Source organism: Halomonas sp. M4R1S46 (genome assembly GCF_025725685.1).
GTDB lineage: Bacteria > Pseudomonadota > Gammaproteobacteria > Pseudomonadales > Halomonadaceae > Halomonas.
The window spans coordinates 4,062,692-4,075,299 of sequence record NZ_CP107008.1; the positions used below are offsets into that span (position 1 = coordinate 4,062,692).

Here is a 12,608-nt window from a genome sequence, read left to right on the forward strand (position 1 = left end):
AACCCGTCCGTGGGCGCTACTTTTGCCCTGCGGCGCTCTTGCATCCTGCGCCGCTTGCAGGGCCTGGGTTGGCCATCCATGGGCAACCCGCTCGGCGGGAAGAACATTCACTGGATGTTCTTCTCCTTCCGCCTCGCCCCTGGTCAAAAGACCCTCGCTTCGCCTTGTCCCCGGCGCTCATCAACGTCGGGCATTTGGAAAGGCGGGCCTATTGCATCAGCGCGCCGGCGGCATCGTCGTCGAGCGCGATTCCCTCGACGCCGATCGCCGCCTCCAGGGCCAGCAGGTAATGGCGCAGCGCCCGACGGGTGGCCTGCTCCCGGAGGCTGTGGCGAACCCGCTCGGCCACCTCATCGAAGGGCAACTCACGGCCCTCCTCCCGGGCATCGATCGAAACCACGTGCCAGCCGTAACGCGACGCCAGGGGCCGGCCATGGAGCCCCTTCGGCAGGTGCTGCAGGGCCCGGTCCAGTTCGGGCACGGTCTGGCCGGGTACCAGCCAGCCCAGCTCCCCACCGTCGTCCCTGGAGGGGCAGGCGGAATGACGCTGGGCGAGCTCGGTGAAGCGCTGCGGCGCCTCCTGCAGCTCGCCGATTAGCCGCTCTCCCAGCCGATACCCCCCGTCCCGGTGCTTGGGGTCGTCCGGCGCCGCCGCCAGCAGCACATGGCGGACCCGCAGGCGGGTGGGCTCGCTGAACCGTTCCGGATGGGCGGCATGGAAGCGCCGGCAGTCCGCCTCGGCGGGCTCGGGCACGTCCAGTTCCCGCTCCAGCAAGGCGGCGATGGATGCCTCGATCTCGGCCTCCTCGTCCACCGCCAGGCCCAGCTGGCCCGCCCGCTGGCGCAGCAGCTCGCACACCACCAGGGCCCGGGCCGCCTTGAGCTGGGCATCGCCGGCGCTGTCGGCGGGGTGGTACTGCATCTCCTGGGCGATGGCGGCCTGGTCGATGGCGGCCTCGCCGACCCGGATGGGAGGCGGAGTGGAGCCCCCCGGAACCTGCTCGATATCGATCTTCTGCATGGTGAGGAATCCTTGGTGCACCTGCACTGACTCTTGAGGGCGCCGGGGACAGGCCGGAGAGGGGGTCCTATGCCAGGGATGGCATCGGTAGCGCCCAGGGAGGGGTTCACAGCGCCCCCTCGACGGCCTGTCGCCGGTAACGCCCGGCCCCGTGTCTGCTTGGTCTCAGCCCCGCTTGCGCACGATCTGATAGCGGCGCGTCACATAGCCGAAGGGCACGCTCCACACGTGCACCAGCCGCGTGAAGGGGAAGAGCAGGATGATGGTCAGCCCCAGGAAGACGTGCAGCTTGTAGATCCAGGAGACCTCGGTCATGTAGTCCGCGGCGCCGCCCCCGAAGAAGACGATCGCCTGGGCCCAGGCGGCCAGGGTCAGCATCATCTCGCCGTCCAGGTGGCCCAGGGAGAAGAACACCGTGGTGACACCCAGCGCCGCCTGGAACACCAGCAGGGCCAGGATCAGGGTATCCATCAGGCTGGAGGAGGCACGAACCCTCGGGTTGGTGAGGCGGCGATGCAGCAGCATGGCGCCACCGGCCAGGCACATCACCCCGGCGATGCCACCGATCACGATGGCGATCACCTGCTTGGTCCCGGCGCTGAGGAAGGGCGCATAGACCCAGTGGGGCGTCAGCATGCCGAAGAGGTGCCCGAAGAAGATCACCAGGATGCCGATATGGAAGAGGTTGCTGGCCAGGCGCATGTTCTTCGAGGAGAGCATCTGGCTCGAGCCGGTCTTCCAGGTGAACTGCCCCTGGTCGTAGCGCAGCAGGCTGCCGACCAGGAACACCGTCCCGGCCAGGTAGGGGTAATAGCCGTAGATGAGGTGTTGCAGGTATTCGCCAAACATGACGGTTCTCCTTTAGCGATCGCTCACGGCGCGGTCGGTCGAGCCGGTGCCGGGCATGATCTTGACGGGGTCGCTCGACACCTGGTGCTTGCGCTCGGCGAGGCGGCGGCCTTCCGCCGACTGCAGGGCACAGTCCTGGTCGGAGGCGGCGGAGAAACGCACCGCCTCCTCCTCCCAGACCGCATCCAGGGCCTCGGGGGTGTCGTCCCGTGCCTCTTCCTTCACGGGGTCGCGGTGGGCGTCGACGTCCGCCTCGGCACCGATCAGCGCCAGCAGGGCCAGGGGCACCAGGGCGTGATCGGCGTCGCGCTCCTCGAGGCGCGCCGTGAGGCGCGCCAGGATATGGCGGATCTCGCCCAGCCAGCGGCCGATCTCGGCCTCGGGCCGGGTGGAGAGGTACTCCAGGAACAACGGCAGGTAGTCGGGCAGCTCCCGGGCGTCGAGCTCGAAGCCGGCGGCCCGGTACTCGGCCAGCAGGTCGACCATGGCCTGGCCGCGATCGCGGGACTCGCCGTGGACGTGCTCGAAGAGCAGCAAGGAGGTGGCCCGGCCGCGGTCGAAGAGCGCCACGTATTCGGCCTGGAGCTCCATCAGCTCGGCCTCGGCCAGGCGCTGGCACCAGTCCATCAGGGTGGTGCGCAACGCGGCCGACCAGCGCCGCTCCGCATCGAGGAGCTCGATCATCTCGCCGGCGGCGGCCTGCAGCGCCTCGCTCGGGTAGTCCAGCAGTCGGGCCAGCACGCGCAGGCTCAGCATGCCGCTCATCGGCTCGGAGTGTTGCATCGCGGCTTCAGCCATGACGGGCCTCCTCGGTCTCTGCGTGGGGGTCGAAGACCTCCACCGACTGCACCAGGGTGGTGGTCTGCTTGCGGCCACCGAACAGGCTCTGGCCGCTGTCGCCGTGGCAACCGTCGCCGAAGCTGAAGCCACAGCCGCCGCGCTCGGGGAAGGCCTCGGTGGCCATCTCCCTGTGGCTGGTGGGAATCACGAAACGGTCCTCGTAGTTGGCGATGGCCAGATAGCGGTACATGTCCTCCACCTGGGCCTCGCTGAGCCCCACGCTCTCCAGCACCTCGGTCTCGGCCTTGCCCTCGACGTGCTTGCCACGCATGTAGAGCCGCATGGCCATCAGGCGCTTGAGCGCCAGGACCACGGGAGCCTCCTCACCGGCAGTGAGCATGTTGGCCAGGTACTTCACCGGGATGCGCAGCGACTCGATCCTGGGCATCACGCCGTCGAACTCGACCTTGCCGGCCTCGGCAGCAGACTGGATCGGCGACAGCGGCGGCACGTACCAGACCATCGGCAGGGTGCGATACTCGGGGTGCAGCGGCAGCGCCAGGCCCCAGTCCATGGCCAGCTTGTAGACCGGCGAGGCCTGGGCGGCGGCGATCACGTTGTCGGTGATGCCGTCCTTCCTCGCCTGGGCGATCACTTCCGGGTCGTGGGGGTCGAGGAAGATCTCGCGCTGGCGGTGGTAGAGATCGCGCTCGTCGGGTGAGCTGGCCACTTCCTCGATGCGGTCGGCATCGTAGAGCAGCACGCCGAGGTAGCGGATGCGCCCCACGCAGGTCTCGGAGCAGACGGTCGGCTGGCCGGCCTCGATGCGCGGGTAGCAGAAGATGCACTTCTCCGACTTGCCGGTCTTCCAGTTGTAGTAGATCTTCTTGTAGGGGCAGCCGGAGATGCACATCCGCCAGCCGCGGCACTTGTCCTGATCGATCAGGACGATGCCGTCCTCCTCGCGCTTGTAGATGGCCCCGCTCGGACAGGACGCCACGCAGGTGGGGTTGAGGCAGTGCTCGCACAGCCGCGGCAGGTACATCATGAAGGTGTTCTCGAACTGGCCGTAGATGTCGGCCTGCACCTGCTCGAAGTTGGCATCCTTGCGCCGCTTGGCGAATTCGGTACCGAGGATCTCCTCCCAGTTCGGGCCCCACTCGACCTTGTTCATGCGCTGGCCGGAGATCAGCGAGCGCGGCCTTGCGGTGGGCTGGTGCTCGCCCTGCCTGGCGGTGTGCAGGTGCTGGTAGTCGAAGGTGAACGGCTCGTAGTAGTCGTCGATCTCCGGCAGGTCGGGGTTGGCGAAGATGTTCGCCAACACTCGCCACTTGCCACCGATGCGCGGCTCGATACGGCCGTCCTGGCGACGCAGCCAGCCGCCCTTCCACTTGCGCTGGTTCTCCCATTCCTTGGGATAGCCGATGCCGGGCTTGGTCTCGACGTTGTTGAACCAGGCGTACTCGACGCCCTCACGGCTGGTCCAGACGTTCTTGCAGGTCACCGAGCAGGTGTGGCAGCCGATGCACTTGTCGAGGTTGAGGACCATGCCTACCTGGGAACGAATCTTCATTTCACGGCCTCCTGCACGGTGTCATTGCCTTCGCCATCCAGCCAGTCGATCTTCTTCATCTTGCGCACGATGACGAATTCGTCGCGGTTGGAGCCCACGGTGCCGTAGTAGTTGAAGCTGTAGGACAGCTGGGCGTAGCCCCCGATCATGTGGGTCGGCTTGGGGCACACGCGGGTCACCGAGTTGTGGATGCCGCCTCGGGTGCCGGTGATCTCGGAGCCCGGCATGTTCAGGATCCGCTCCTGGGCGTGATACATCATCGCCATGCCGTTCTTGACCCGCTGGCTGACCACCGCCCGGGCGGCGATGGCGCCGTTGGCGTTGTACAGCTCGATCCAGTCGTTGTCCTCGACGCCGATGGACTGCGCGTCATCCTCGGACATCCAGACGATGGGCCCGCCCCGCGACAGGGTCTGCATCAGCAGGTTGTCGCTGTAGGTGGAATGGATGCCCCACTTCTGGTGCGGGGTGATCCAGTTCAGGGCGATCTCCGGGTTACCGTTGCCCTTCGTCTCGGCCAGGCTGACCGCCGCCTTGGTGTCGATGGGCGGACGATAGACCAACAGGCTCTCGCCGAAGGCGCGCATCCAGGGGTGGTCCTGGTAGAACTGCTGGCGACCGCTGACGGTGCGCCACGGGATCAGCTCGTGGACGTTGGTATAGCCGGCGTTGTAGGAGACGTGCTCGTCCTCGAGGCCGGACCAGGTCGGGCTGGAGATGATCTTGCGCGGCTGGGCGACGATGTCGCGGAAGCGGATCTTCTCCTCCTCCTTGTTGACGGCCAGGTGGGTGTGGTCCCGCCCGGTGATCTTCGACAGCGCGTCCCAGGCCTTCACCGCCACCTGGCCGTTGGTCTCCGGCGCCAGGGCCAGGATCATCTCGGCGGCGTCCACGGCACTCTCGATCTGCGGCCGTCCCTTGTGGGGCCCGTCCAGCTTGCGGTGGTTGAGCCTGCCGAGCAGGTCCACCTCCTTCTCGGTGTTCCAGCCGATGCCCTTGCCGCCGTTGCCGATGCTCTCGAGCAGCGGGCCCACGGAGGTGAAGCGCTCATAGGTCTCGGGGTAGTTGCGCTTGACCTCGATCAGCGCCGGCATGGTCTTGCCGGGAATCGGCTCGCACTCGCCGCGCTTCCAGTCCTTGACCTCGACCTGGGAAAGCTCGGCGGGGGAGTCGTGCTGGTGCGGCAGGGTGACCAGGTCGGTCTCCTCGCCCAGGTGCCCCACGCAGGCCTTGGAGAAGGCCCTGGCGATGCCCTTGTAGATGTCCCAGTCGCTGCGCGACTCCCACGCCGGGTCGGTGGCCGCGGTCAGCGGGTGGATGAAGGGGTGCATGTCGGAGGTGTTGAGGTCGTCCTTCTCGTACCAGGTCGCCGTGGGCAGCACGATGTCCGAGTAGAGGCAGGTGGTGGACATGCGGAAGTCCAGGGTCACCAGCAGGTCGAGCTTGCCCTCGGGCGCCTCGTCGTGCCACTTGACCTCTTCGGGCTTCTGGCCGCCGGCCTCGCCCAGGTCCTTGCCCTGGATGCCGTGGCGGGTGCCCAGCAGGTACTTGAGCATGTACTCGTGACCCTTGCCGGAGCTGCCCAGCAGGTTGGAGCGCCAGATGAACATGTTGCGCGGGAAGTTCCTGGGGTCGTCCGGATCCTCCGCGGCGAAGGCGAGCTGGCCGCTCTTCAGCCGCTCCACGGCGTAGTCGGCGGTGGACAGGCCGGCGGCCTTGGCGTCCCTGGCCAGGCCGAGCGGGTTGGTGCCGAGCTGGGGGGCGGAGGGCAGCCAGCCCATGCGCTCGGAGCGCACGTTGAAGTCGATCAGGCTGCCGGGGTAGTCCTCGACCCTGGCCAGCGGCGAGAGGATCTCCTTGATCTCGAGCTTCTCGTAGCGCCACTGGGAAGAGTGGTTGTAGAAGAAGGAGGTGGAGTTCATGTGGCGCGGCGGGCGCTGCCAGTCGAGGCCGAAGGCCAGCGGGGTCCAGCCGGTCTGCGGGCGCAGCTTCTCCTGGCCCACGTAGTGGGACCAGCCGCCGCCGCTCTGGCCGATGCAGCCGCACATGACCAGCATGTTGATCAGGCCGCGGTAGTTCATGTCCATGTGGTACCAGTGGTTCATGCCGGCACCGACGATGATCATGCTGCGTCCCCGGGTCTTCTCGGCGTTGTCGGCGAACTCACGGGCGATGCGGGTGGCTTGCTCGGCCGGCACGCCGGTGATCTTCTCCTGCCAGGCCGGGGTGTAGGGCTTGACCTGATCAAAGGAGGTGGCGCCGTCGTCCTCGCCCTCTGCCCCCTCTTTACTTCTAAAACCGCGGTCGATGCCGTAGTTGGCGCACATCAGGTCGAACACGGTCACCGCCAGCACGTCGCTGCCGTCGGCCTTCTTGAGGCGCTTGGCGGGCAGGCTGTGGAACAGCAGCACGTCGCTGCCGTCGGCCTTCTTGAGGCGCTTGGCGGGCAGGCTGTGGAACAGCAGCTCGTCGCTGGCGCCGCCGCTCTTCACATGGTCGAAGTGCTCGTGGGCGATGCCGCCGAAGTAGGGGAAGGCGACCCTCGCCACCTCGTCATGCTGCTCGGCCAGGGTCAGCAGCGGCTTGATCTCGCTGCCTTCGGCGTCCAGCGACTCGAGGTTCCACTTGCCCACCTCATCACCGGTCTCGCCGCTGTTTTCTCCCCAGCGGAAGCCGATGGAGCCGCGCGGCACGACGAGCTGGTCGCGGGTCGCATCCCAGGCGACGGTCTTCCACTCGGGGTTGTTGCCCTGGCCCAGGCTCGCCTCGAAGTCGCTGGCGCGCATCTGGCGACCCGGCGCGTAGCTACCGTCCTCGCGGGCCTCGAGCTCGACCAGGAAGGGCATGTCGCTGTAGCGCCGCACGTAGTCGGTGAAGTAGGCGCTGGGCTTGTCGAGGTGGAACTCCTTGAGGATGACGTGCCCCATGGCCATGGCCAGCGCCGCGTCGGTGCCCTGCTTGGCGGAGAGCCACTCGTCGGTGAGTTTGGAGACCTCGGCGTAGTCCGGGGTGATCGAGACGGTCTTGGTGCCCTTGTAGCGCACCTCGGTGAAGAAGTGGGCGTCCGGGGTGCGGGTCTGGGGCACGTTGGAGCCCCAGGCGATGATGTAGCCGGAGTTGTACCAGTCGGCGGACTCGGGCACGTCGGTCTGCTCGCCCCAGGTCATCGGCGAGGCCGGCGGCAGGTCGCAGTACCAGTCGTAGAAGCTCATGCACACGCCGCCGATCAGCGACAGATAGCGGCTGCCCGCGGCGTAGCTGACCATGGACATGGCGGGAATCGGCGAGAAGCCGATGATGCGGTCCGGACCGTACTGCTTGGCGGTGTAGACGTTGGACGCCGCGATCAGCTCGTTGAGCTCGTCCCAGTCGGCGCGCACGAAGCCCCCCATGCCGCGAGCCCGCTTGTACTGCTTGGTTCTGGCCGGGTCCTCGACGATGGACGCCCAGGCGTCCACCGGGTCGCCCTTCGCCTCGAGGGCCTCGCGCCACAGCTTGAGCAGCGGCTTGCGGACCAGCGGGTGCTTGAGACGGTTGGCGCTGTAGATGTACCAGGAGTAGCTGGCCCCCCGTGGGCAGCCCCGCGGCTCGTGGTTAGGCAGGTCGGGGCGGGTGCGCGGGTAATCGGTCTGCTGGGTCTCCCAGGTGACCAGGCCGTTCTTGACGTAGATCTTCCAGCTGCACGACCCGGTGCAGTTCACCCCATGGGTGGAGCGCACGATCTTGTCGTGCTGCCAGCGTTGGCGATAGCCGTCTTCCCAGCCACGGGACTCGTCGCGAACCTCGCCATGGTCATTGGCGAAGGGCTCGCGGGCCTTGCGGAAGAAGTTCAGCCGATCGATGAAGTGACTCATGGTCGCTCTCCAGGCTCCTTGAAAAGATGCGTGACCGCTCCGGGTCACCCGTCCTGCACCGCCGCCTCATGTCGCTCACGGCCAGGGTCGTTGGAGCCGATTCTGGGTGATCCCGGCGCCGATTACTGCCCGGTTACCTCCATATACATCGCCTCTACCCCCAAGGAGATAGACGGGCCGCTCGACAGGGGATAAGCCGGTGGAGGAGGCTTCGGGCCAGCCGCTGACGGCGAGGATGAGCAGGCACGAGGAGGATGCCAGCCGCGCAGGTCGGGTAGGCGAGCCGGCGAGCGCACCCGACAGCCTCTCCGCCACCTTGGAGGCGCCTTCGGCGTATCCACCCCACAGGGCGAAGCCTCGGCCAGGAGGGCCACGACCGGGTCGGTCTAGGGACGCGCGCCACGGGCGTGATCGGCGAGCATCACCAGCATGCACAGCACCAGGGCGGCGTAGAGGAACATGAAGCCGGCGGTACCGAGGCCGGTCCAGACGCTGCCGAGCACGAAGACCGGCGGCAGCAGGGCGGCGAAGAGCCCGCCGAGGGTCAACGCCAGGCCACCCACCAGCACCATCTCCTCGCCGTGGTCGCGATGGATCAGCCGCATCAGGCTGCCGAGTCCCAGGCCCATGGCCAGCCCCATCAGGCCCAGCAGCAGCTCGAAGCCCCACAGGGGGGCGCCGTAGTGCAGCGCCAGGGCCCCATTCACGCCATGGACCTGCATCGTGAAGGGTGGGTAGGAGAGCAGGAACAGGCAGGCCAGCACGAAGGCGCTGACCCACCAGCGCAGGCTGCGGAAGTCATGGCGGTCGGCCAGGGCGCCGCCCACCACCTGGCCGACCCCCACCACCAGGGGGAAGGGCAGCCCCCACAGGGCCGCGGCCTGTTGCGAGAGAGCGTATCGCGCCGCCAACTCCCCCGGCAGCCACAGCGCCAGGCCGACGAAGGTGCCGAAGAAGAAGCCGTAGGTGATGGCCAGCCGCCACAGCGTCCAGTCCCGCAGCCGTCGCAGCCCCGCGGCCAGAGCGTCCGACACGCGGAAGTGCGGGTCGTCGGGGGGGGCGCCGACAGTGTCGGCGTCATCGGCGAACAGCCACAGCAGGCCCGCGACCAGGGCCACCGGCAGCAGGTAGAGCAGGGGGGCAAGACGCCAGCCATAGGCCTGGCTGACCAGGGGCAGCAGCAGGTAGCCGAGCCCCGCCCCGACCATGCCGGCCCCATAGAGCCCCAGCGCCAGGCCGACATGCCGCGCCGGACCCAGGGTGGCCACATGGACCAGGCCGGCGGCCAGGGCGCCGGCCCCGACGCCCAGCCCCAGGCCCGCGAGCAGGTACTCCGGATAGTGGTCGGCATGGCCGATCCACCACAGGAAGGGACAGACCCACAGCAGGCAGCCGAGCATCGCCCGGCGCCCCCCCAGGCGCCGGGCCAGCAGCGCCGCGGGCAGGCTCGCCAGCCCCCCGGCCAGCAGCGGCATCGCCAGCAGGATGGCGAAGGCCAGGGGGCTCAGGGACAGTTCGCGCCGGAGCTCGAGGCCCAGCACGGCGAACAGGGTCCAGCAGGCGAACACCAGGGCGAAGGCCAGCGGCGAGAGCACCACCACCACCAGGGTGCGATAGCCCAGGGGTGGGGGCCGCTCGGCCATCCGATCCACCTCGGGCGGATCGCTGGGGGTCACGAGAGAGTCGGCACGCGTCATGATCGGGACTCGCAGGAAGATACCCGAATTCTCATGAGCCCCCGGGGCAGCGTCAAAAGGGCATGGGAGGTATGCCTTTGAGAGAGCATCGCCTACCTACTAGGGTATAGTGGCATTCAGCGCACCCCTTACTTGGCGTCCCCGGAGATCCCGATGAAACTGCTGCAGCGCTCCCTGGTGGCCCGCATCATCGCCTCGCTGCTGGCGATCAGCGCCATGGCGCTGGTCAGCATCGCGGTGACCATGGGCGTGGCCGGCAGCAGCCAGGGAGACGCCGCCGCCATCAACCTGGCCGGCTCGCTGCGCATGAACACCTACCAGCTGGTGGCCGCCCTGCAGCGCTTCGACCGCGCCCCGGCTCCCGAGCGACGCGTCCGGGTCGAAGCCATCGCCGACCACTTCGCCGAGCGCCTGGACAGCCCGGAGCTGACCGGCGCCCTGCCCGAGGCCGATGACCATGAGCTGCAGGCCCAGTACCGTCGACTGAAGGCCCGCTGGCAGGACCAGCTGGCCCCGAGAGTCTCCACGGCACTGGACGAACAGGCCGTCGCGATCGCCCCGCTGAACCGGGATCTCGAAGGCCTGGTGGACGAGATCGACCGCCTGGTGACCCTGCTCGAGCAGAACAGCGAGGCCAAGATCCGCCTGCTCAGTGCCCTGCAGATCCTCTTCCTGGCCCTGACCGCGGTGGTGGTGGCCATCGCCCTCTACGACATCCGCTACAACCTGGTCCGTCCCCTGCACCAGCTGGTGGTGCTGGCCCGGGAGGCCGGCCGCCGCAACTTCGGCTATCGCACCCGGCTCGCCGGCAGCGACGAGCTGGCCCTGCTCGGCCGCACCCTGGACACCATGGCCGCGGAGCTCGGCGCCAGCTATGCCGAGCTCGAGGAACGGGTGTCGCGCAAGCAGCAGGAGTTGGCGCGCAGCAACGAGGCCATGCAGATCCTCCACGACGGCAGCCGCGCCCTCTATGGCGGGGGCAACGACCTCTGTGCCAGCGCCGCGCCCATGTTGCGCCGCCTCGAGTCACTGCTCGGCATCGGCCCCATCGGCCTGTCGCTCCACGACCCCTTCGACCAGCGCGAAGTGCCGATCCTCGCCACCCACTCGCGGAGCCGACCGACCTACTGCCGCGACCACGACTGCCATGCCTGCCTGATCGACCCCCAGCCCCTGGAACTCTCGGAGAACGGCGAGTCCGAATGCCTGCTGCTGCCGGTGAGCGTCGGCGAGACCCTGCTCGGCACCCTGGAGGTCTGGTACCCCACCGCGGAGCCGCTCACCGACAACACCCGTCGGTTGCTGTATGCCCTCACCGACCAGCTGGCCACCGCGGTCTACCTGCAGCGGCGCATCGAGGAGGAACAGCAGGTGACGCTGATGAACGAGCGCACCATCATCGCCCGGGAGCTGCACGACTCCCTGGCCCAGTCACTGTCCTACCTGAAGATGCAGGTGGCCCGCCTCGAGCGCATGCAGGCCAGGGAGATGCCCCGCGAGACCCAGGCGCCGGTGTTCGACGAACTGCGCGGCGGGCTGGACAGCGCCTATCGCCAGCTGCGCGAGCTGCTCACCACCTTCCGCCTGCGCCTCGACGGCCCGGGCCTGCAGAGCGCCCTGCGCGAGACCACCCTGGAATTCGGCGAGCGCCTGGGCTTCCCGGTGGAGCTGTTCTTCGACGTGCCGCCCCACCTGCTCAACCCCAACGAGGAGATCCATGTGCTGCAGGTGGTGCGCGAGGCCCTGGCCAACGTGCACAAGCATGCCCAGGCCCACTGGGCGGCGGTGACGGTCCGCTTCGCCCAGGCCCGGCTGCGGGTGTGGATCGAGGACGACGGCATCGGCCTCGAGGACGACGGCTCGCCGCCCATGCACTATGGCCTGGTGATCATGCGCGACCGGGCCGAGACCCTGGGCGGCGAGTTCCAGGTGCATAATCGCGACGCCGGCGGTACCCTCGTGGCCATCGAGTTCCCCCCGCAGACGGCGCGGTTGATCGCCCAGCAACCCGCCGCCGAGCAGCCCCTCACCCTTCACTCAGCGAACAGGGACCCCGCAGGATGACCCGGACCGCCCACGACCCCGCCACTATCCTGATCATCGACGACCACCCGCTGCTGCGCCGGGGGGTGACCCAGCTGCTCGAGCTGGAGGACGACCTGGAGCTCGCCGGCGAGACCGGCGAGCCGGAGGAAGGCGTCCGCCTGGCCGGCGCGCTGGACCCGGACCTGATCCTGCTGGACCTCAACATGCCGGGGATGGACGGCATCGAGACCCTCAAGCGGCTGCGCCAGGATGGCTTCGCCGGGCGCATCGTGATGTTCACGGTCTCCGACCACGAGGAGGACGTGGTCGCCGCCCTGCGCGCCGGGGCCGACGGCTACCTGCTCAAGGACATGGACCCGGACGACATGGTGCACCAGCTGCGCCAGGCGGCGCTCGGCCGCATGGTGATCAGCGAGAGCCTTACCGCCCTGCTCGCCGAGGCCCTGCGCAGCCAGCGAACCCAGCCGGCCACTCCGGATATCCACAGCCTGACCCAGCGCGAGCGGGAGATCCTGCGCGAGCTGGCCGCGGGGCTGTCCAACAAGCTGATCGCCCGCAAGCTCGACATCACCGAGGGCACGGTGAAGGTCCACGTCAAGCACCTGCTCAAGAAGCTCAACCTGCGCTCCCGGGTGGAGGCCGCGGTGTGGGCCGTGCAGGAGGGTATGGATAAGTAGGAAGCCCGAGTTGCCTGCTGCGCTCGAGATCCAGACCACCGGCGGTACTCACAATCCTCATTGAGCACGCCAGTCAACTCCGGTTGCTGCGCTCCGGCGGCGGCCTGCCTC

At 68.2% G+C, this 12,608-nt stretch carries 8 protein-coding genes; 2 read left to right on the forward strand and 6 right to left on the reverse strand.

From position 1 onward, the window contains the following. Nucleotides 1-208: 208 nt before the first annotated feature. From OCT48_RS18750 to OCT48_RS18775, 6 genes are all read right to left on the reverse strand, one after another. A complete protein-coding gene (locus tag OCT48_RS18750; protein WP_263590642.1) occupies nucleotides 209-1,021 on the reverse strand; it encodes a peptidylprolyl isomerase in 813 nt (270 codons plus the stop codon). 165 nt (nucleotides 1,022-1,186) lie between these two features. After that, a complete protein-coding gene (gene narI / locus OCT48_RS18755; protein WP_263590643.1) occupies nucleotides 1,187-1,870 on the reverse strand; it encodes a respiratory nitrate reductase subunit gamma in 684 nt (227 codons plus the stop codon). Nucleotides 1,871-1,882: 12 nt separating this feature from the next. Continuing rightward, nucleotides 1,883-2,668: a nitrate reductase molybdenum cofactor assembly chaperone gene (narJ, locus tag OCT48_RS18760; protein ID WP_263590644.1), complete on the reverse strand. Its 786-nt coding sequence runs from the start codon at nucleotides 2,666-2,668 to the stop codon at nucleotides 1,883-1,885. Then, nucleotides 2,661-4,223 (reverse strand): nitrate reductase subunit beta, encoded by a 1,563-nt coding sequence (gene narH, locus OCT48_RS18765; RefSeq protein WP_263590645.1) that lies wholly within the window; start codon nucleotides 4,221-4,223, stop codon nucleotides 2,661-2,663. The genes narJ and narH overlap by 8 nt, the downstream gene beginning before the upstream one ends. Next, nucleotides 4,220-8,077, reverse strand: coding sequence for a nitrate reductase subunit alpha (locus OCT48_RS18770; protein WP_263590646.1), 3,858 nt, complete (start codon nucleotides 8,075-8,077; stop codon nucleotides 4,220-4,222). Before OCT48_RS18770 ends, narH begins: the two co-directional genes overlap by 4 nt. A gap of 386 nt (nucleotides 8,078-8,463) precedes the next feature. Then, a complete protein-coding gene (locus OCT48_RS18775; protein WP_263590647.1) occupies nucleotides 8,464-9,774 on the reverse strand; it encodes an MFS transporter in 1,311 nt (436 codons plus the stop codon). Nucleotides 9,775-9,927: 153 nt separating this feature from the next. On the opposite strand from OCT48_RS18775, the gene OCT48_RS18780 reads away from it, so the two are divergent. Continuing rightward, nucleotides 9,928-11,838, forward strand: a complete 1,911-nt coding sequence (locus OCT48_RS18780) for a type IV pili methyl-accepting chemotaxis transducer N-terminal domain-containing protein (protein WP_263590648.1) — start codon at nucleotides 9,928-9,930, stop codon at nucleotides 11,836-11,838. Beyond that, nucleotides 11,835-12,497, forward strand: coding sequence for a two-component system response regulator NarL (gene narL / locus OCT48_RS18785; protein WP_263590649.1), 663 nt, complete (start codon nucleotides 11,835-11,837; stop codon nucleotides 12,495-12,497). The genes OCT48_RS18780 and narL overlap by 4 nt, the downstream gene beginning before the upstream one ends. Nucleotides 12,498-12,608 lie beyond the last annotated feature (111 nt).

Excerpts from the sequence above, each read along its gene's own strand:
- OCT48_RS18750 (WP_263590642.1), bottom strand. The coding sequence starts at position 1,021 with ATGCAGAAGATCGATATCGAGCAGGTTCCGGGGGGCTCCACTCCGCCT.
- narI (WP_263590643.1), bottom strand. The coding sequence starts at position 1,870 with ATGTTTGGCGAATACCTGCAACACCTCATCTACGGCTATTACCCCTAC.
- narJ (WP_263590644.1), bottom strand. The coding sequence starts at position 2,668 with ATGGCTGAAGCCGCGATGCAACACTCCGAGCCGATGAGCGGCATGCTG.
- narH (WP_263590645.1), bottom strand. The coding sequence starts at position 4,223 with ATGAAGATTCGTTCCCAGGTAGGCATGGTCCTCAACCTCGACAAGTGC.
- OCT48_RS18770 (WP_263590646.1), bottom strand. The coding sequence starts at position 8,077 with ATGAGTCACTTCATCGATCGGCTGAACTTCTTCCGCAAGGCCCGCGAG.
- OCT48_RS18775 (WP_263590647.1), bottom strand. The coding sequence starts at position 9,774 with ATGACGCGTGCCGACTCTCTCGTGACCCCCAGCGATCCGCCCGAGGTG.
- OCT48_RS18780 (WP_263590648.1), top strand. The coding sequence starts at position 9,928 with ATGAAACTGCTGCAGCGCTCCCTGGTGGCCCGCATCATCGCCTCGCTG.
- narL (WP_263590649.1), top strand. The coding sequence starts at position 11,835 with ATGACCCGGACCGCCCACGACCCCGCCACTATCCTGATCATCGACGAC.